The organism is uncultured Roseobacter sp. (assembly GCF_947496515.1).
In the GTDB taxonomy this organism is placed as follows: Bacteria; Pseudomonadota; Alphaproteobacteria; order Rhodobacterales; family Rhodobacteraceae; genus Roseobacter.
The window spans coordinates 524,513-543,471 of record NZ_CANMDB010000002.1 but is presented as its reverse complement, the minus strand read 5'-3'; the positions used below and the strand labels follow the sequence as shown (position 1 = coordinate 543,471).

Below are 18,959 nucleotides of genomic sequence, written 5' to 3'. Positions count from 1 at the left end.
GCGCTCAGGCTTCCCGCTCGGCAAAGGAAACGGTCTGACACCGCCAGCTCTTCACCTCCATATTGGGGTGAGAGGCCGCCCATTTCGCCAGTTCCGGCTGGGCCCCCATCATGCACTGCATGGGCGAAATATCGGTAAAGATCAGGCTGCGTTCGCGGCACTCATCCGGTGCGGTCGCGACGCAGGCGACAAACAACAGTTCAATCATGGTCCTAGCTCTCCGGCTCTTGGTTTCTGCTCCTGCGCACGGCCGGACCATAGACTTAAGTCGGTAAAGGTTGGCTTAATCGGCCCTCCGCTGCTCGCTGACGCGCCCAACTGCCGCTCTTTTCACCACAATCCTGGCCCCGTGCCCGCATTATGGCACCACCCGTGACGCATCCGTCCATCACGCCCCCGACCACGACGCCCCCGCCCGTGCCGGGCCGCGCCATGTCGCTCAGGCTGCGGCTGGCCCTCGGGGCCAGCCTGCTCGCCGCGGGCACCATCGTCACCGCCCTGATCCTGTCGTCCGGTCTGGGAGAGGTCGCGCGCAGACTGGATGCGGCCCTCGCCGCCGAGACGCGCATGGCCCGCTATTCCACCCTCTCCACCCAAGCCTCGACCTTTCTCGTGGTCGCCACCGAAAGCGTGCAGACCGGCCAGTCCCGCGAGATCCGCATGGACCGCCTCGCCCCCGTCACGCAACAGATGGAACGCACCTTCGTGCAGCTGCACAGCGATGTGGAAACCGCCGTCGCCGCCGCCCGGTCCCTCGGGCTGGACGCGCAGTCACGCTATGGCACCCAGTCGCTGGGGCTGGCGCGGATGCAGGCAGCGCTCGACGGCGCCACCCGCGGGCTGAGCGGCGAGGACGACACCGCCGCCCTGCGCGCCCATCTGGACAGTTTCGCCGCCCGGTTCGATCCGCTGCTCAGCCAGGCGGTCAATACCGAAGTACTCTTTCGCAACAACGTGCTCGCAGGCATCGAGGATCTGCGCCAGCGCCTGACGCGCATCGCACTGGCCATTGCCGCGGCCACCCTGCTGGCGGTGGCGGCCTTCTACTTCGGCCTGATCCGCCCCCAGTTTGCCCGGCTCACCAATCTGCGCAGCGCCGCCCACCGCATCGGTCAGGGGGATTTCACGATCCACCTGCCGGTCACCCGCGCCGATGAAATCGGACAGCTGGCGCATGAAACCAACCGCATGGCCGGTGCCCTGCTGACCCGGCACCGGGAGGTGGAGGCGGAATGGACGCGCCTCAACGACACCATCGCCGCCCGCACCGAAGAGCTGCGCGCCGCCAACGCCGCCCTGGCGGAGACGGACGACAAGCGTCGCCGGTTCTTTGCTGACATCAGCCACGAGCTGCGCACACCCCTCACGGTCATCCTGATGGAGGCGCAGATCGGCAAGACCGCCCACAGCGGCGCGCAGGAGGCCTTTGCCACCATCGAGGCCCGCGCCCAAAGGCTCAACCGCCGCATCGACGATCTGCTGCGGCTCGCGCGCTCCGACACGGGCGAGCTGGCACTGGATGTCGCAGAGGTCTCGCTGCCGGAGCTAGTCACAGAAGCCGCACAAGAGATCGAGGCAGAGATCGACAGCGCCGGGATGGAGATGGAGATCACCGACATACCCTCCGTTACCCTGCACTGCGATCGTAACTGGGTGCGGCAGGTGATCGTCAGCCTGATCCGCAACGCGATCCGGCACGCCCGCGCAGGCGGGCGTCTCCGCCTCTCCGCCCGCGCTGACGCCCGCGGTGCAGCGCTCTCGGTCACCGACAATGGCCCCGGTGTCCCACCCGACGCCCAGGCCCGCATCTTCGACCGCTTCGCTCAGGGCGGCTCCGCCACCGCCGGTGAGGGCTTCGGCGTCGGACTGGCCCTGGCCAAATGGGTGATCGAGGCTCAGGACGGCGAGATTTCCCTGCAAAGCCCCCTGCCCCGCGCCGAGGCCCTGGGCCCCGCACCGGGGACCAAGATCGCGGTTCGCTTGCCGGTCAAACCGCGGTAACCTGCGCCCGTGACCAAGCTGCTGATCATCGACGACGACCCCGAGATCACCTCGGCGCTGGCCCGCGGGCTGGCGCTGCACGGCTACCAGACAGAGACGGAGAACCGTGCCGACCGCGCGCTCGACCGGCTGCAAAGCGGCGCCCACAGCGGTGCCATTGTGGACGTGATGCTGGGGGCCGACAGCGGCATCGACCTTGTGCGCGAGGCCCGCGCCACCGGTGCCACGCTGCCGATCCTCATGCTCTCTGCCCTGTCGGAGGTCGAACACCGCATGGCGGGGCTCGATGCCGGTGCCGACGACTACGTGGTCAAACCCTTCAGCTTTGACGAGCTGGTGGCGCGCCTGCGCGTGCAGGAGCATCGCGCCAGCGCACAACGCCCCGCGCCTGCGCGGCTCAACTCGCAACACCGCACATTGGAGACAGCAACCACCTCCATCCATCTCACCGAACGCGAATTCGAGCTGCTCGCGCTCCTGATGCGCGACCCCGACACCCCCCTGTCCCGGATAGAGATCTTCGACACACTCTGGGCCAGCGAAGGCTCCGGTAACGAAAACGTGGTGGACGTCTACATCGGCTACCTGCGCCGCAAACTGAGCCAGTCTGATTTCGCATTCGAAATCAAGACGGTACGGAACAAGGGCTTTTGCGTCACCGGGCAAATTCCGGTCCTGACCGACACCTCAGGCCCCGATGGCCCCCCCTCCTCTTAAAAATTAAGAATAGCCCGGCGGCCCAAGCTCTGCCACGGTCTGCACAGGATAAATCCATCTCACCAAGGAGTGCCCCATGGCCTGGACCAAACCGATCATCCGCGAAATCGAATGCGGCATGGAAATTAACATGTACGGACCCGACAGCGACGAAGAGCGCGAAGTCCTGTTCTGATCCGGCCCGCCGGGCCACCCGACAGGCGATAGACGGCCACAGGCCCCCTTTCATCGCCGACACTGCTTCCTCTCCGCCGCGCAGCATCGCTCCGCGGCGCTCCCTCTCCGGCGTCGCAGACGATCTCTCTCCAATACTTTGGTCTGCGTCGCCACCCCCTCCTCCGCATCTTGAACCGCGACCCGGGCTGCCGCTAGACTGCGACACCACTGCGCGCGCCCGACCGACAGGAGAGCCTGACCATGACCCAGAGCCGTGACGCCTTCGAGGCCCGCCTCCGCCAGATCGGCGCGGAGCGCTACCATGACCTGCACCCCTTTCACGACAGGCTGCACGGCGGCGACTGCAGCCCCGATCAGGTGCGCGCCTGGGTGATCAACCGCTACTACTACCAGCATTCGATCCCGATGAAGGATGCGGCCTTCATGTCCCGGGTAGAGGAGCCCGCCCTGCGCCGCGCCTGGCGCTCGCGGATCGAGGATCACGACGGCACCGCCGAGAACGAAGGCGGCATCCGCCGCTGGCTGCGGCTGGCTGAAGCGGTGGGGCTGGACCCCGACTATGTCGCCTCACGGCAGGGCGTGTTGCCCGCCACGCGCTTTGCGGTGGACGCCTACGTGCGCTTTGTCCGCGAACAGACCCTGCTGGAAGCCGTCGCCGCCTCGCTCACGGAGCTTTTCGCGCCCAAGATCCACGCCAACCGCATCCAGGGGCTGCTCAAGAACTACGACTTTGCCGATGACAGCTCGCTCAGCTATTTCAAGAACCGCCTCAAGGAAGCGCCCAAGGACGTGGCCTTTGGCCTCGCCTGGGTGCTCGATCACGCCGACACGGCCGAGAAACAGGATGCCGCAGCGGAGGCACTCATCTTCAAGACGGACGTGCTGTGGTCCCAGCTCGACGCCCTGTCCAGCGCCTATGTCACCCCCGCCCGCATCCCGCCGGGGGCCTGGCAGCCCCATCAGGGCCTCTTGCTGAAAAAGGCCTCCTGACATGGAAATAACCGACATCCCCGCCCTGCCCCGCGGCGTGCGGCTCCACCACGACCGGGTGCGCAGCGCCTGGGTGCTGCTGGCCCCCGAACGCGCTGTCACGCTCGATCAGGTGGGCCACGCCATCCTCAGCGAAGTGGACGGCACCCGCAGCTTTGGCGAGATTACCTCGGCCCTCGCCGATCGCTACAGCGCGCCGGTGGATGAGATCCGCAAGGACAGCGCCGAGTTTCTGGGCGCCCTGCGCAATCGCCGCTTTCTCGACGTCACACCATGAGCGTCCCGCCCCCCATCGCCATGCTGGCGGAGCTGACGCACCGCTGCCCGCTCGCCTGCCCCTATTGCTCCAACCCGGTGGAGATGACGCGCCAGGATCAGGAGCTCAGCACCGAGGCCTGGGCCCGGGTCTTCCGCGAAGCCGCCGAGCTCGGGGTGCTGCAACTGCATCTGTCGGGCGGCGAGCCTGCCTCGCGCCGGGACCTGACCGAGCTTGTCACCGCCGCCCGCGAGGCCGGGCTCTACACCAACCTCATCACCTCCGGCATCGGTCTGAGCCAGCGTCGGCTGGCGGATCTGGATGCCGCGGGGCTCGACCACATCCAGTTGTCGCTACAGGGCACCACGCCCGAGATGGCCGACGAGATCGGCGGCTACAAAGGCGGCTTTGCCCGCAAGATGCAGGTGGCCCAGTGGATCGGCGAGATCGGCTTTCCGCTCACGCTCAACGCGGTGCTGCACCGGCGTAACCTGCACCAGCTGCCCCGCGCGCTGGAGATCGCGCAGGAGATGGGCGCCCGCCGCATCGAGGTAGCTACCGTACAGTTCCACGGCTGGGCTCTCCGGAACCGCGACGCGCTGATGCCCACGCGCACGCAAGCAGCCGAAGCCACCCGCATCGTCACAGAGGCCCGCACAGCGCTCAAGGGCGCGCTGGTCATCGACTACGTGCCCGCCGACTACCACGAGGACTACCCCAAGCGCTGCATGGGCGGCTGGGGCACCTCCGGTCTGAACGTCATGCCCAACGGCAAGGTCCTGCCCTGCCACGCTGCCGAATCCATTCCGCATCTGACCTTCGACCGGGTGCAGGACCGCAACCTGCATGACATCTGGTACAAGGGCGATGCCTTCAATGCCTACCGCGGGACAGACTGGATGGCCGAGCCGTGCCGCAGCTGCGACCGCAAGACCGTCGACTTCGGCGGCTGCCGCTGTCAGGCCATGGCCATTGTCGGCGATGCCGCCGCCACCGACCCGGTATGCATCAAATCCCCGCATCAAGGCGCACTGCAGGTGCAGGCAGACACCCATGCCGCACAGGACGACGCACCGCTCGTCTACCGCACCGCACCCTGAAAGGCCGCGGAACCGGCGGAGTAACATCGCTGCCAAGATCTGACAGGCTGCTGACCACCGATATGTCGCGCGAGGTCATGGCCGCAATCATGACGCATCCTGAGGTCGGGCCGCTGCTTTCCGGACGATCACTTCTCCGTCGACGGCACGCTGATCAAGGTCCGGCCCTTGATGAAGAGTTTCCAGCCAAGGGTGCTGCCGGGGGATGACGATGCGGACGGCCCGCCACGACCATCCACCGATCAGACACCGCCCGGGCCAGCCTGAAACGACCGAAACCCCGCCGATGCAACACAAATCCCGCAGCCCCGACGTCGGTTTCAAGGGCCAGAAGCATTTGACTGCGACCCAGACATCCGTCACCGACCGGGACGCCCGGCTCTACCAGAAATCGTCAGGCGCGGGCGCGATGCTGGCTTCATCGGACATACCCTGATGGAGAACCGCAATGGTCTCATCGTTCAGGCCGACCTCACCCATGCGGACAGGCGCGCCGAACGCAAGGCCGCGCGCGACATGATCCGCGTCAGCCGCCGGGCGCCGACAAGGGATACGACAGCGCTGACTTCGTATCCGATCCGAGGCAGGCCTGCGTGACACCACATATCGCCCGGAAGGCCCGCCATTCCGTCATCAACAGTCCGACAACCGGGCATCCCGGCTACGCTGTCTCGCAGAAGCGCCGAAAGAAGATCGACGAGCCATTTGGCGGGGCCAAGACCGTCGGTGGTACGGCCCAAACGGTACATCGCGGGATCGAAAAAGGGCGCGCCAGATTCACAGTGACAAGGGCGGCAAACAATTTGGCGAGGTTGCCCAAGCTATTGTTGCGCGGGACAGAACTGAAGCAACGGTCGTGCACAACCACAGCCAGGGGCTAGGCTAAGCCGCCCAAACCAAACTCAAAACTGGCAGCACCCTATAGCCAAGCGCAAGCAGACCGGTTTTCCAGCAGCCTGTAAAACAGTCTCTGAACCATTGTTTATAGACACATATTGGCTTTGATAGATACGACTGTCGCCCGATGTTGGCCGCCATAAGGCAGATGAGAACCGGATCCGGTCCCGCAGAAGCGCGCTGACCTGCTGAATGAACGGCTCGCTCATCCAAATCGGTCAGAAAAACACGTAACATACTGAAAAAAAACGCTTTTATCTAGGGAATATGTGACGCACCAAGACCAAGAGCCACCAACAGGGTTACCCATGGGTAACCGCTTCTATCTCACGATCCTCAAAACGGGCGACGACCTCTGAATGCGCCCGGAATGTCCGCGGCATGTGGCATCCTCCGCTGACTTCAATCTCAAGGCATGAGCGGTTACCCATGGGTAACCGCTCATGCTTGACCGCCACTTCCATCTAAACGTGATTGTGCCCAATGGTTACCCATGGGTAACCCCAACTGCCCCGCACAAGAACCGGGTTACCCGTGGGTAACCTTACGGCGGCTGGTTACCCGTGGGTAACTCCGGGGTGCTTGTCGTGGTCTGCCAGATGCACTGCGGTTACCCATGGGTAACCATCTCCGGCGCACAGCGGTTACCCATGGGTAACCGCCCTACCCTCCTCAGCGGATCCGTGGACCGCCCTGCAGCGCCTCTTCAAAGGCTTTCACCGCCTCTTCGAGCCGCCCCTTGGGGATGGTCGCGAAGTCGCGCTCGCTCACGATCCGGCATTCGCCATCGCGCGCGGTCACCTTGGTCTTACCCAGGAAGAACTCGAACTTCTGCTTGGGTGCCACCGCTTCCCGCACAGCGCTCTCCCCGCTCTTTTCACTCTCCAGAAACCCGTTCAACACCCGGACCTGTGCCTCCGGCCCGCCGCACTCCGCCAGCCGCGCGCGCAGCGCCTCGACCTGCTCTTCGCTCTTGATCGCGCGCGCCACGTCCACGCCCTGGTTCCGCGCCACCTCCTTGGGCCACTGCAGCGCGTCACCCAGCACCGTCAGCAGAAAGACGAACTGCCGGATGTAGGAGCGTTTGGTCTTGTGCAGCGCGCCGTAGAGCCGGTTGACCAGCTCCGCCGGATCCGTCTCCTCGATCCCCTCATCGGCCGCAGCGGCGATGGCCACCTGCGCCATTTCGGCAAAGGTCAGATCCTCTCGCACCACGTTCTCTTCGACCATGTCGATGTAGCGCGCGATCCGCTCCGCCGGTTGCGTCTCCACCCGGGCGATGATCGTGGCAAAGGCCGCCTCACCCGTCTCGCTCAGCAACTGGCTCAGCGCCGTGAACCGCCGCCAGCCCTTCTTCAACTGGTAGCCGCCGCTGGGCCCGATGTAGACCTCGACCGGCTCCTTCTGCCCCCGCTCCCGAATGGAGGCCTTAAGCTCTTCCATCTCCTCGGATGCCGCCACCGCCTCCAGCGCCAGACGGTCGCGCGGCAGATCATCGGTGGCGATCTCTTCCAGCGGAATATGCACCAGCACCCTGCCCTCGCCCTGCGCTGCGCGAAACGCCTTGGCGTCCTCCGCGTTCTGTCGGCGCTGCGCCACTTTGGCTTCGGTCGTCTCCTGCAGGGTCTCGGCCACATCGCGCACCGCAGCGCCCATCGGCCCCGGCGCCCTGTCGCGGCGGGGCGTCACCGATTTCGTCTCCAGCGGCTCGAAGCCGAACTTGTTCTTACTGCTCATTCCGCGGCCTCCTTGCGGCTGTCATTCTCTTTCCAGGCGGTCATCACCGTCGCGATGAACTCACCGTAGGCCCGGTCGAAACTCTGGCGCGCGCGCTTCCATGTCTCGCGCGTCATCTGCCGGTAGTCCTGCTCGTAGACCGACATCTGGAACCGCCCCGACTGCTCCACCGCGCGGGTCATCTCGATGGGGTTGGCGCAGACATCCGCACCGAACACGTTGCGAAACGCCTCCATCATCGCGGCATGCAGCGGGTTGGCGGCTTCGAACCGGGTCATCAGCAGACGGATATCGGAAAAGCGTTTCGGCAGCGTAATGCCCGCGTCCGCTGCCACCGCCGCGAACCCGTCGGAGATGTCGGCCATGGCGTCGCCCAACTGGCCGAGGTAGCTGGTGGTGCTGTCGTATTCCCAGTAGCCGGGGCCCGACGGGATATAGAGGATGTCTGCCGCGAAGGCCGCGTTCAGCGACTGGTACCCGATGGCGGGCGGGCAGTCGAAGATGATGATGTCGTACTGGTCGTCTGGCAGCTCATCGAGATAGCGCGCGACGCAGCCGAAAAAGCTCCATGCCTTGTGCAGCGAGCGGTACTGAGCGCTGGCGAACTCCACGAAGGCGGCGTTGGCGCAGGAGGGAATGATGTCGATCGTGGGCCAGCAGGTTCGCTGAATGAAATCCTGAAACCGCTGCGAGCCGATGGACCGCACGTCCTCCGGCAGCTCATCGGACGCGGGGTAGGGGCAGTCGTCCGGGTCGTCATAGCTGCCCATGATCCGGTCCGCCTCCCGGCAGAGATCGCGGCACATGATGCCCCAGACGGTATTCCACTCCTTGACCTCGGTAATGCCCATGGAGTGGGTGAGGGTTGCTTGTGGGTCGAAATCAACGCAGAGCACGCGGTAGCCATCCAAGGCGGCGGCATTGGCGAGGTGCTGGGCGACGACAGTCTTGCCCACACCCCCCTTGAAGTTCGACACGGCAACGCGCATGGCGCGCCCCTTGGGCCGGTCCGGCTGCAGGCTGCGACCTCGAAATCGCATCCGGCGACGCAGCTCGTTGATCTCCTGGAGAGTGAACCAGCGCTGGCGACCGTCCTCCTCCGTCAGCCCCTGCGGCAGGGAGGGATCCTCCGCCAGCTTCTTGCGCAACGTGTCGGCGGGGACGTCGAACATGAACTGGCTGATCTCCCAGATGGAGAAGGGGCGCAGCTCTTTTACCTCTCCGGGAGAGAAGGTCGCCCGCCGTACCGCGGCCTGCTGCGCGAGGCTGCGTTCGTTCATGGTCAGAAGGTCATTGTGATCTCTCATCGCACTGCTCTTGTTTTTTCCTGATGCAAAACGAATAACGGGATTTTACAGTTTGGGCAAAAAGTAATTCTCCCATTTGCAGAAACGGCGCATTTAGGCGAATGTAGCATGCAATAGGTGGTCTTGCGGGCCCGCAGCGATATTTGGTGACAGTGATCCGGGTGGAGGCACAGATATGGTGACACGAGACCCACAATAGGGTGTCAGCTATCTGTCCCCCTTATCCTATTACCTTGGTTTTCTTTTGATTTTCAAAAAGCGCGCTTGAGATCCCGTTATTCACAAACAGTTGACAGAGTACGGGATTTCGGAGTTTGCTAAGGCCAGAACGGAATCGATCCACAAGAGATCGGTCCGAGAGGTGGCAGACATGAAGAAAACAGGACTCCAGGTCAGATGGAACCCCAGAAACTAACCGGCCCCGAGGCCGGTGTGTTGAAGTATGATTTGCTGACAGCGCTGTCCGTCGCAGGGCTCAATGGTACCGCGACGTTTCAGATGTCGGTGCTGCGCTTGGTGGCGCTGGTGACTGCGCGGTACAACTGGCGTACCGATGAGTTCTGTGTGGGTCAACGCGACATGGCACGGATGTGGTCGGTCAACGAGCGGACCGTCAAGCGGGAGATCAAGCGGCTGGTGGAGGCCAGCATCGTGATCTGTAAGCGTGCCGGTGTGCGGGGCAGGGTAGGGGCCTACCGGCTCAATTATACCGAGATTGCGCGACTGTCGGAGCCCTGCTGGCCCCTTGTAGGGCCTGATTTCGAGCAGCGCATGCGGGCGCGATACCGACCCGTAGAGACGAAAATCATCAAGTTAGAGAGGTATCTTTCGGAGGCTGCACCCGATGAGGGCCCGCCGCAGCCGGGCACCTGGGCGGGTGTCATGGCCATTCTGGCAGCGGAGCATCCGCATCTCTACGGGGCGTGGTTTGCGCGGCTGACGTTTCAAAGCTGCACACACGGGGTCCTGAGACTGAAGACGCCGAGCAGCTTTATCCAGCGCTACGTGGAGATGCACCATATGGGTTTGCTCGTCCGCGTGGCGGAAAGAGAGCTGGGGCCCGTAGAGAAGGTTTTATTTGAGGTCTGAAGATCGGGCGGATTTGGAACTTCACGCGACGAACTGGAGCACGCAACGCTGCCTGAAACCGAGGACCTTGAGCGTTACGTGCTGTGTGACATTTCAAGCATTTCGGCAGACGCTGCACGCGACCCCAAAAAAGCCCTTTTTAGAGACTGTTTTGGGGCGGGGGCCAGATGGCCCCCGGGCCGGATCAACCGCCGGAGATCTGTTTGGCTTTCTCCACCAGAACCTCGGCCTGTCGGATGGACGCGTAGTCGATGAGGCGACCGTCCAGGCTGACCGCGCCTTTGCCGGCGGCTTCGGCCTCGGCCATCGCCTCCAGGATGCGCTGTGCCTTGGTGATCTCGGCCTCTGACGGGCTCATGACTTCATTGGCCAGCGCGATCTGGCTTGGATGGATCGCCCATTTGCCCTCGCAGCCCAGAACAGCGGCACGGTAGGCGGCGGCCTTGTAGCCGTCGGGGTCCTTGAAGTCGCCAAAGGGACCGTCGATAGGGCGGAGGCCGTTTGCGCGGGCGGCGACCACCATGCGGGCCAGAGCGTAGTGCCACATATCGCCCCAGTGGGTTTCGCGGTTTCCGTCCGTATCAGGGTCTGTCAGGACCGCATAATCCTCGTTCACGCCGCCGATGATGGTGGTGCGTGCGCGGGTCGAGGCGGCGTAGTCGGCCACCCCGAAATGCAGGCTCTCGTTGCGTTTGGAGGCGCCGGCAATCTCGGTGATGTTCTGCATGCCCAGAGCGGTTTCGATAATGTGCTCGAAGCCGATGCGTTTGCTGTACCCCTTGGCGTCTTCGATCTGGGTGACCATCATATCCACCGCGTAGACATCCGCGGCGGTGCCGACTTTGGGTATCATGATCAGATCGAGCCGTTCACCCGCCTGTTCCACCACATCCACCACATCGCGGTACATGTAATGGGTGTCGAGCCCGTTGATGCGCACGGACATGGATTTGGTGTTCCAGTCGATCTCGTTCAGGCCCTTGATGATGTTCTTGCGGGCCTGTTCCTTCTCGTCCGGGGCGACGGCATCCTCCAGATCCAGAAAGATCACATCGACGTCGGATTGTGCCGCCTTTTCAAACATCTGCGGCTGGCTGCCGGGCACCGCAAGCTCGGATCGGTTGAGACGGCCGGGGGCCTGCTGGACGGGATGGAATGACATCGGATCGACCTTTCTGTCAGATATAATATTTCGCGAGAGAGGTCAGTCGCGCAGGATAATGTCAAGCCCCGCGCCCGGTCTACTTATGTATACTGTCGCCGCCCCGGTCCGGTTCGAGCCGGGAGGCGTAGTAGAAGGCGATGGCCTGGGCGCGGTTTTTCACCTGCAGCTTTTCGTAGAGATTGGAGAGGTGGAATTTCACGGTGTTGATGGTGACGCCAAGTTCGGTAGAGAGTTCGCGGTTGGTGAGCCCCTTGGAGAGCGCATCGAGCATGGCGCGTTCCTTGCGCGACAACTGATGGATCGGATCGTTGCGCAGTTCGCGCACATCAAGGAAGGGGAAGACCATCTTGCCCGCGGCCACATCAGCGCAGGTATCCAGCAGCGTCGCCGGATCGCTGGAGCGCGGCGCGAAGGCGGCGGCGCCGGCAGACATGCACAGGCGCGGCAGGTCGCCGCTGTCCTCGGCGTAGACGACGATGCGCGGGGCGCCCGCCTGCTCGCGCAGCACCTCGATCAGCTTGGCGCCGCCCAGGGCGGGCAGGTTCCAGTCGATCACGCCGACCTGCACAGGGACGCGCATGACGGTGCCCAGGAACCCTTCGGCGGTGGCGGCGGAGGCCACGAGGGAAAAGCGCGGATCACGGTCGATGATCTCTGACAGGGCGCTCAGCACAAGGGGGTTGCTGTCCGCGAGCATGATGTCGATGGGGGCTGCATCCTGGGCAATCGGCTGGGTCATGGCGGCTTTTCCCCGAAAAACTACCCATTCAGGCAGTGTAAAATTGGTATACGGCGGTATTCAATCCGAAAGTATAGGGAAAGTCCTATTCCTTTAGCTACCCAAAAGTGGGCAGGAGGGCGTTTTTATTTCTTAAGGGTTCGTTAAATCTCTACCATGGGGCGAGGTGCTGGTCACCCGCCAATGAATAAAGCCGCGTCAGCGCACCAAGGAGGACCTATGACCAACATCATCCCATTCCCTCAGCTTGAGATCCCCGAAACCATCGCCGCAGGCCCCGGGCCGGGCAATACGGATGCGCGGGTGCTGGCGCGGTATGCAGGCGCGGGGCTGGCCGATCACATGCACAGCGACGTGTTGCGGGGCATGGTGGAGTGCAAGGAGATGCTGCGCGCGGTGATGGGGACCGAGAACACCTATACCTTTGGCGTGGCGGGCACCGGGTGGAGCGGGCTGGACATGATGTTCGCGGGGGTGATGCCCGGCGACAAGGTGGTGATGTTCGTCAACGGGACATTCTCCGGCATTGACGGTCTGACGGTGCGGATGAAGGCGGCGACGGAGGAAGAACTCGCGGCCAATTCGCTGGACCCGCAGGCCGCGAGTGTGATCACCATCGAGGTGCCGCATGGGCAGAGCGTGACGGGCGAGATCGTGGAAGCGGCGCTGGCCGTGCACAAGCCCAAATGGGCCGCGATGGCGCATTGGGAGACGGGATCGGGCCGGGTCAATGACATCGAAGGGTTCAGCGCGGCCTGTGAAAAGCACGGTGCGATGGGGCTGGTGGATGCGGTGTCGAGCCTTGGGGTCGGCGATTTCCGCATTGACGACTATCCGGGCGTGCATGGCTGGGCCTCTTGCCCGCAGAAGGGCATCTGCTGTCTGCCGCTGACCTATGCGCCGGTGTCTTTCACTGATCGGTATATCGAGACGCTGAAGGCGACCGGAACGCGGACGTTCTGCCACCACCCGATCCTTGAGGCGCGGCACTGGGGGGTGATCGACGGCAAGGATGTGGAGAAGGGGACCTATCACCGGACCCATTCGGCCTATGCGGTCTCTGCCTTCCACGAGGCGCTACGGATCTGCTTGCAGCAGACCATAGCGCAGCGCGCGGCGGATTATACGTTCCACGAGAGCGCGCTGCGCGCCGCTGTGACGGCCATGGGCTGCGAGGTGACCTCCAACATGCCGTCGCTGGTGGTGCTGAACCTGCCGGGTGATCTGGCGGGCCGCGAGATGGAGTTGGTGCAGCACTGCCGCGCGCAGAACTTTGGCATCTGGCCCACGCTGTCGGAGCCGGTGCAGGTGCGGATCGGCATCCTGAACCTGCTGAACGAAGGGGCCATCCGGGACATTGTCCAGCGGTTTGCGGTGGCGCTGCGGGATCTGGGCGGCACGGTGGACAGTGCGGCGGTCGATACGGCGCTGGCGCAGCATTACCGGCGGGCGATGGCGGCGGAGTAACTCAACAGGCCAGGGGAGGGGCGAGAGATGGACATTCACGAATATCAGGCCAAGGAAGTGCTGGCGAGCTTTGGGGTCACGGTGCCCGAGGGCGCGCTGGCCTATAGCCCGGAGCAGGCGGCCTACCGGGCGCGGGAGCTGGGCGGCGAGCGGTGGGTCGTCAAGGCGCAGGTGCATGCAGGCGGGCGCGGTAAGGCCGGTGGCGTGCATGTCTGCAACAGCGATGTGGAGATCCACGAGCGCTGTGAGACCATGTTCGGCATGAAGCTGGTCACGCACCAGACCGGGCCCGAGGGTCTGGGCGTCTACCGGGTCTATGTGGAGGCTGCCGTGCCGATCGCGCGGGAGATCTACATCGGTTTCGTACTCGACCGGACCTCGCAGCGGGTGATGATCGTGGCGTCCTCCGAAGGGGGGATGGAGATCGAGGATATCTCGGCCCAGAAGCCCGACAGCATCGTCCGCGCCACGGTGGAGCCTGCGGTGGGGCTGCGGGAATTCCAGTGCCGTCAGATCGCCTTCAAGCTGGGCGTGGAGGCAGGGCAGGTGCAGCAGATGGTGCGGACGCTGCAGGGCTGCTACCGGGCGTTCACAGAGCTGGATGCGACGATGGTGGAGATCAACCCGCTGGTGATCACCGAGGATGCGCGGGTGATCGCGCTCGATGCGAAGATGACATTCGATGACAACGCGCTTTTCCGCCACCCGCAGATCAGCGAGTTGCGCGACAAGAGCCAGGAAGACCCGCGGGAGAGCCGTGCGGCGGATCGTGGTCTGAACTATGTCGGCCTCGACGGCAATATCGGCTGCATCGTCAACGGGGCCGGGCTGGCGATGGCCACGATGGATACGATCAAGCTCGCCGGTGGCGAGCCTGCCAACTTCCTCGACATCGGGGGCGGGGCCACACCAGAGCGGGTCGCCAAGGCGTTCCGGCTGGTGCTGTCGGACAAGAAGGTGCAGGCGGTGTTGGTCAACATCTTTGCCGGCATCAACCGTTGTGACTGGGTGGCCGAAGGTGTCGTTCAGGTGCTGCGTGACAATCCGGTGGATGTGCCCGTGATCGTGCGGCTGGCGGGTACGAATGTGGAGGCGGGGCAGAAGATCCTCGCCGCCTCCGGCCTGCCGATCATCCGGGCGAGCACGCTCAACCAGGCCGCGGAGCGCGCCGTGCAAGCATGGCAGAACGACCGCGCCCAGGGCGTCAAGATGAGGGCTGCGTCATGAGCATTTTACTCGACAGCACAACCCGCGTGATCGTGCAGGGCATCACCGGCAAGATGGCGCGGTTTCACACGCGCGACATGCTGGACTACGGCACCAACGTAGTGGGCGGCGTCGTGCCCGGGAAGGGCGGTGAGACCGTCGAGGGCTTGCCCGTCTTTGACACGGTGGAAGAGGCCGTGCGCGCCACGGGGGCCGAGGCCAGCCTCGTCTTTGTGCCGCCGCCCTTTGCCGCGGATAGCATCATGGAGGCGGCGGATGCGGGCATTTCCTATTGCGTCTGCATCACCGACGGCATCCCCGCGCAGGATATGATCCGCGTGAAACGCTATATGTGGCGCTATCCAAAGGACCGCCGCATGGTGCTGACGGGACCGAACTGTGCGGGCACCATCAGCCCGGGCAAGGCGCTTCTGGGTATCATGCCGGGTCATATCTATCTCAAAGGGCATGTGGGCATCGTGGGCCGTTCGGGAACGCTGGGCTATGAGGCCGCGAGCCAGTTGAAGGAACGCGGGATCGGGGTGTCGACCTCCGTGGGTATCGGGGGCGACCCGATCAATGGCTCGTCTTTCCGGGACATTCTGGAGCGGTTCGAGAACGATCCCGAGACCCATGTGATCGCGCTCATTGGCGAGATCGGCGGGCCGCAGGAGGCGGAGGCCGCCGAGTACATTCGCGATTATGTGACGAAGCCTGTCGTGGCCTATGTGGCCGGGCTGACGGCGCCCAAGGGGCGGACCATGGGGCACGCGGGTGCGATCATCTCCGCCTTTGGGGAGAGCGCGTCGGAGAAGGTCGAGATCCTCTCTGCCGCGGGTGTCACGGTGGCGGAGAACCCGGCCGTGATCGGTGCCACAATTGCAACTGTGATGGAGGCTGCGTGATGGTGAAACCATCTGTGCTCGTGACCCGGCGGTGGCCCGCTGCGGTGGAACAACAACTGGCCTCTGATTATGAGGTGGTGCTGAACCGGAGCGACAAACCGCTCAGCCCGCGCGAGCTGCGCGAGGCCTTTGCCAAATACGACGCGGTGCTGCCCACGGTGACAGACAGGATCGGTGCGGAGGCGCTCGACGTGCCGCAGGCGCAGACCCGGATCCTTGCCAATTACGGGGTAGGCTATAGCCATATCGACGTGGAGACCGCCCGGCACCACGGGATGGCGATTACCAATACGCCGGATGTGCTGTCTGATTGCACGGCGGATCTGACCATGACGCTGATGCTGATGGTGGCGCGCCGCGCGGGCGAGGGTGAGCGGGAGCTGAGGGCAGGGCAGTGGGATGGCTGGTGCCCAACGCATCTGGTGGGCACCAAGGTGTCGGGCAAGACGCTGGGGATCATCGGGTTTGGTCGCATCGGGCAGGAAGTGGCGCGGCGGGCGCATTTCGGGTTTGGCATGAAGATCGTGGTCTTCAACCGCTCGCCCGTGGACGCGGAGGTTCTGGCGCGGTTCGATGCGGTGCAGGTGAGCGAGGTGGATACGCTGTTGCCGGAGTGTGATTTCGTCTCGCTCCACTGCCCCGGCGGGGTGGAGACGCGGCGGCTGATCAACGCGCGCAGGCTTGATCTGATGAAGCCGGATGCGTTCCTGATCAACACCGCACGGGGCGAGGTGGTCGATGAGGCGGCGCTGGCGCAATCGCTGATGTTCGAGACCATCGGTGGGGCGGCGCTTGATGTGTTCGAGCGGGAGCCTGCCATTCACCCGATGCTGGCGCAATGCACGCGCAATCTGGTGATGTTGCCGCATTTGGGCAGTGCGACGCGCGAGGCGCGGGCGGCCATGGGGTTCCGTGTGCTGGACAACCTGCGCGACTTTTTTGACGGAAATGAGCCGCGCGACCGCGTGGCCTGAAGGAGAGATGAGATGAATGTAGCCACACGGGATGCCGGGTTTTTCACAACGGATCTGGCGGAGCGGGATCCGGCGCTCTTTGGTGCCATCGAGAGCGAGATGGGCCGGCAGCGCGACGAGATCGAGTTGATCGCGAGCGAAAACATCGTCTCGAAGGCGGTGCTGCAGGCGCAGGGGTCGGTGATGACCAACAAATACGCCGAAGGTTATGCCGGGCGGCGGTATTACGGCGGGTGCCAGTATGTGGATGTGGCGGAGACGCTGGCGATTGAGCGGGCCTGTCAGCTCTTTGACTGCGGCTTTGCCAATGTGCAGCCGAACTCCGGCAGTCAAGCGAACCAGGGGGTGTTTCAGGCGCTTTTGCAGCCCGGCGATACGATCCTTGGCATGAGCCTCGATGCAGGCGGGCATCTAACCCACGGGGCGCGACCGAACCAGTCGGGCAAGTGGTTCAATGCGGTGCACTACGGGGTGCGCAAGGACACGCTCGATGTGGATTACGATCAGATCGAGGCGCTGGCGCTGGAGCATAAGCCGAAGATGATCATCGCCGGTGGCTCTGCGATCCCGCGGAAGCTCGATTTCGCGCGGTTCCGGGCGATTGCCGATAAGGTCGGCGCTTGGCTGCTGGCGGATGTGGCGCATTTTGCGGGGCTCATCGCGGCGGGTGTTTACCCCTCGCCCTTCCCGCATGTGGATGTGGCGACCACCACCACCCACAAGACGCTCCGCGGCCCGCGCGGCGGGCTGATCCTGACCAATGACGAGGCGCTGGCGAAGAAGTTCAACTCCGCCATCTTTCCGGGCATTCAGGGCGGGCCGCTGATGCATGTGATCGCCGCCAAGGCGGTGGCCTTTGGCGAGGCGCTGGAGCCGGGCTTCAAGGACTACCAGACCCAGGTGATCCGCAACGCGCAGGCGCTGGCGGCACGGCTGCAGAAAGGCGGGCTGGAGGTCGTGACCGACGGCACGGACACGCATTTGATGCTGGTGGATCTGCGGCCCAAGGGTGTGAAGGGCAACGCGGCGGAGACGGCTCTGGGGCGGGCCAATATCACCTGCAACAAGAACGGCATTCCCTTTGATACGGAAAAACCGATGGTCACCTCCGGACTGCGGCTGGGCTCGCCCGCGGGGACCACGCGGGGCTTCACGGAGGTGGAGTTTGAACAGATCGGCGCCTGGATCGTGGATGTGGTCGACGGGTTGCAGGCCAATGGTCCGGAGGGCAACGGTGCTGTCGAAGCGCGGGTCAGGGATGAGGTCATGGCGCTTTGTGCGCGGTTCCCGATCTACTGATCCGGCCCGTTTCAACACTGCCCCGCGCGGACGCGTGACCGGTCTGTCACGCCGGTGAGTTTATTTGGCAAGATGAAAGAGCGGGCTGCGCGAGATGCCATTGGGTGGTGCCCGGCCTCTGAGTTGGGCTGGGAAACAGCGGCAGCGGCGTGTGGCGTGCGCGGCGGACCTTGGTGTCGGGGTCGGGCAGCTTCGTTGATGGGGTGATTTCGGCGGATCGCTTGTATCGGGCGCGAAGGTGACCTATATGTTGGTCAGGATGGAAGGAGACGCCATGCAGATCGCCATTGCCGAAGCCAAGGCCCAGTTTGCCGAGTTGATCCGCCGTGCCGAAGCGGGCGAGGCCATTGAGCTGACCCGGTACGGTCGCCCGGTTGCGCGGATCGTGGCCGCGGATCGGCGCGTTGGCCGTCCGCTGATCGGCGCGATGGAGGGGGCGTTTACGCTGCCGGATGACATGTCCGACGGCGACCAAGAGATCGCGGAGATGTTTGGCAAAAGCGCCGGGCATTGAGTGCGCATCCTGCTGGACACGCATGTGATGCTGTGGGCGGTCTTGAATGACCCGAGGCTCTCGAAGGCGCAGGCTGCCGCGATCTCCGACGGTGAGATCTATCTGTCCTCTGCCAGTGTCTGGGAGATCGGGATCAAGCGCGCCCTTGGCAAGCTGGATGTGCCGCCGGAGGTTTTTGAGATCGCGGTGGAGGCGGGCTGTCGTCCTTTGCCGATTTCCTGGACACATGCCCAGGCGGCGGCCGATTTGCCGATGCACCATGGCGATCCCTTTGACCGGATGCTGATCGCGCAGGCGCGCTGCGAGGGTCTGAGGCTGGCCAGTTCCGACGCCAAGTTTGCGGCCTATGATCTGGATCTGATCGCCTGAGCCAGTGAGGAGTGACGATCATTCATACAAAGGGCAGCGTCGATCCTATG

Annotated in this window: 19 protein-coding genes and 1 pseudogene; 15 read left to right on the top strand and 5 right to left on the bottom strand. The window is 64.1% G+C overall.

The window, feature by feature from the left end; translation table 11 throughout:
- Window positions 1-4: 4 nt before the first annotated feature.
- Window positions 5-208 carry a hypothetical protein gene (locus Q1A53_RS06230; RefSeq protein WP_299964103.1) on the bottom strand — a complete coding sequence of 68 codons (204 nt, stop codon included), beginning with the start codon at window positions 206-208 and terminating at the stop codon, window positions 5-7.
- Between the two features lie 152 nt (window positions 209-360).
- On the opposite strand from Q1A53_RS06230, the gene Q1A53_RS06225 reads away from it, so the two are divergent.
- The 7 genes and pseudogenes from Q1A53_RS06225 to Q1A53_RS06195 form a co-directional block, all read left to right on the top strand.
- The gene (locus Q1A53_RS06225) at window positions 361-2,001 is read left to right on the top strand and encodes a HAMP domain-containing sensor histidine kinase (RefSeq protein WP_299964102.1); all 1,641 of its coding nucleotides are present in this window, start codon (window positions 361-363) and stop codon (window positions 1,999-2,001) included.
- A gap of 9 nt (window positions 2,002-2,010) precedes the next feature.
- Window positions 2,011-2,718: a response regulator transcription factor gene (locus tag Q1A53_RS06220; RefSeq protein WP_299964101.1), complete on the top strand. Its 708-nt coding sequence runs from the start codon at window positions 2,011-2,013 to the stop codon at window positions 2,716-2,718.
- 76 nt (window positions 2,719-2,794) lie between these two features.
- Window positions 2,795-2,893: a pyrroloquinoline quinone precursor peptide PqqA gene (gene pqqA / locus Q1A53_RS06215; RefSeq protein ID WP_012177128.1), complete on the top strand. Its 99-nt coding sequence runs from the start codon at window positions 2,795-2,797 to the stop codon at window positions 2,891-2,893.
- A 242-nt stretch (window positions 2,894-3,135) separates the two neighbouring features.
- Window positions 3,136-3,885, top strand: coding sequence for a pyrroloquinoline-quinone synthase PqqC (gene pqqC / locus Q1A53_RS06210; protein WP_299964100.1), 750 nt, complete (start codon window positions 3,136-3,138; stop codon window positions 3,883-3,885).
- A 1-nt stretch (window position 3,886) separates the two neighbouring features.
- The gene (gene pqqD, locus Q1A53_RS06205; RefSeq protein WP_299964099.1) at window positions 3,887-4,162 is read left to right on the top strand and encodes a pyrroloquinoline quinone biosynthesis peptide chaperone PqqD; all 276 of its coding nucleotides are present in this window, start codon (window positions 3,887-3,889) and stop codon (window positions 4,160-4,162) included.
- On the top strand, window positions 4,159-5,241 hold the full coding sequence (gene pqqE / locus Q1A53_RS06200; RefSeq protein WP_299964098.1) for a pyrroloquinoline quinone biosynthesis protein PqqE: 1,083 nt from the start codon (window positions 4,159-4,161) through the stop codon (window positions 5,239-5,241). Before pqqD ends, pqqE begins: the two co-directional genes overlap by 4 nt.
- A gap of 41 nt (window positions 5,242-5,282) precedes the next feature.
- Window positions 5,283-6,122 (top strand): annotated as a pseudogene (locus Q1A53_RS06195) (IS5/IS1182 family transposase); the annotation flags it as partial.
- A gap of 688 nt (window positions 6,123-6,810) precedes the next feature.
- Here Q1A53_RS06195 and Q1A53_RS06190 read toward each other — a convergent pair.
- Entirely contained in the window at window positions 6,811-7,875 is a 1,065-nt protein-coding gene (locus Q1A53_RS06190; protein ID WP_299964097.1) for a ParB N-terminal domain-containing protein, read from the bottom strand.
- A complete protein-coding gene (locus tag Q1A53_RS06185; protein ID WP_299964096.1) occupies window positions 7,872-9,182 on the bottom strand; it encodes an AAA family ATPase in 1,311 nt (436 codons plus the stop codon). Before Q1A53_RS06185 ends, Q1A53_RS06190 begins: the two co-directional genes overlap by 4 nt.
- A 396-nt stretch (window positions 9,183-9,578) precedes the next feature.
- Here Q1A53_RS06185 and Q1A53_RS06180 point away from each other — a divergent pair, with 396 nt between their 5' ends.
- Window positions 9,579-10,271, top strand: a complete 693-nt coding sequence (locus Q1A53_RS06180; RefSeq protein ID WP_299964095.1) for a DnaA N-terminal domain-containing protein — start codon at window positions 9,579-9,581, stop codon at window positions 10,269-10,271.
- Between the two features lie 184 nt (window positions 10,272-10,455).
- On the opposite strand, the gene Q1A53_RS06175 is transcribed toward Q1A53_RS06180, so the two are convergent.
- On the bottom strand, window positions 10,456-11,433 hold the full coding sequence (locus tag Q1A53_RS06175; RefSeq protein ID WP_299964094.1) for a CoA ester lyase: 978 nt from the start codon (window positions 11,431-11,433) through the stop codon (window positions 10,456-10,458).
- Window positions 11,434-11,512: 79 nt separating this feature from the next.
- A complete protein-coding gene (locus Q1A53_RS06170) occupies window positions 11,513-12,175 on the bottom strand; it encodes a response regulator transcription factor (protein ID WP_299964092.1) in 663 nt (220 codons plus the stop codon).
- 219 nt (window positions 12,176-12,394) lie between these two features.
- Between Q1A53_RS06170 and Q1A53_RS06165 the strand changes: the two genes are divergently transcribed.
- From Q1A53_RS06165 to Q1A53_RS06135, 7 genes are all read left to right on the top strand, one after another.
- Window positions 12,395-13,642: an aminotransferase class V-fold PLP-dependent enzyme gene (locus Q1A53_RS06165; RefSeq protein WP_299964091.1), complete on the top strand. Its 1,248-nt coding sequence runs from the start codon at window positions 12,395-12,397 to the stop codon at window positions 13,640-13,642.
- Window positions 13,643-13,669: 27 nt separating this feature from the next.
- Entirely contained in the window at window positions 13,670-14,869 is a 1,200-nt protein-coding gene (locus Q1A53_RS06160) for a malate--CoA ligase subunit beta (RefSeq protein ID WP_299964090.1), read from the top strand.
- Window positions 14,866-15,753, top strand: coding sequence for a succinate--CoA ligase subunit alpha (gene sucD / locus Q1A53_RS06155; RefSeq protein WP_299964089.1), 888 nt, complete (start codon window positions 14,866-14,868; stop codon window positions 15,751-15,753). Before Q1A53_RS06160 ends, sucD begins: the two co-directional genes overlap by 4 nt.
- A complete protein-coding gene (locus Q1A53_RS06150) occupies window positions 15,753-16,727 on the top strand; it encodes a D-glycerate dehydrogenase (RefSeq protein WP_299964088.1) in 975 nt (324 codons plus the stop codon). The genes sucD and Q1A53_RS06150 overlap by 1 nt, the downstream gene beginning before the upstream one ends.
- A 12-nt stretch (window positions 16,728-16,739) precedes the next feature.
- Window positions 16,740-18,026: a serine hydroxymethyltransferase gene (gene glyA, locus Q1A53_RS06145; protein ID WP_299964087.1), complete on the top strand. Its 1,287-nt coding sequence runs from the start codon at window positions 16,740-16,742 to the stop codon at window positions 18,024-18,026.
- A gap of 274 nt (window positions 18,027-18,300) precedes the next feature.
- The gene (locus tag Q1A53_RS06140; RefSeq protein WP_299964085.1) at window positions 18,301-18,540 is read left to right on the top strand and encodes a type II toxin-antitoxin system prevent-host-death family antitoxin; all 240 of its coding nucleotides are present in this window, start codon (window positions 18,301-18,303) and stop codon (window positions 18,538-18,540) included.
- Window positions 18,541-18,909 carry a type II toxin-antitoxin system VapC family toxin gene (locus Q1A53_RS06135; protein ID WP_299964083.1) on the top strand — a complete coding sequence of 123 codons (369 nt, stop codon included), beginning with the start codon at window positions 18,541-18,543 and terminating at the stop codon, window positions 18,907-18,909.
- Window positions 18,910-18,959 lie beyond the last annotated feature (50 nt).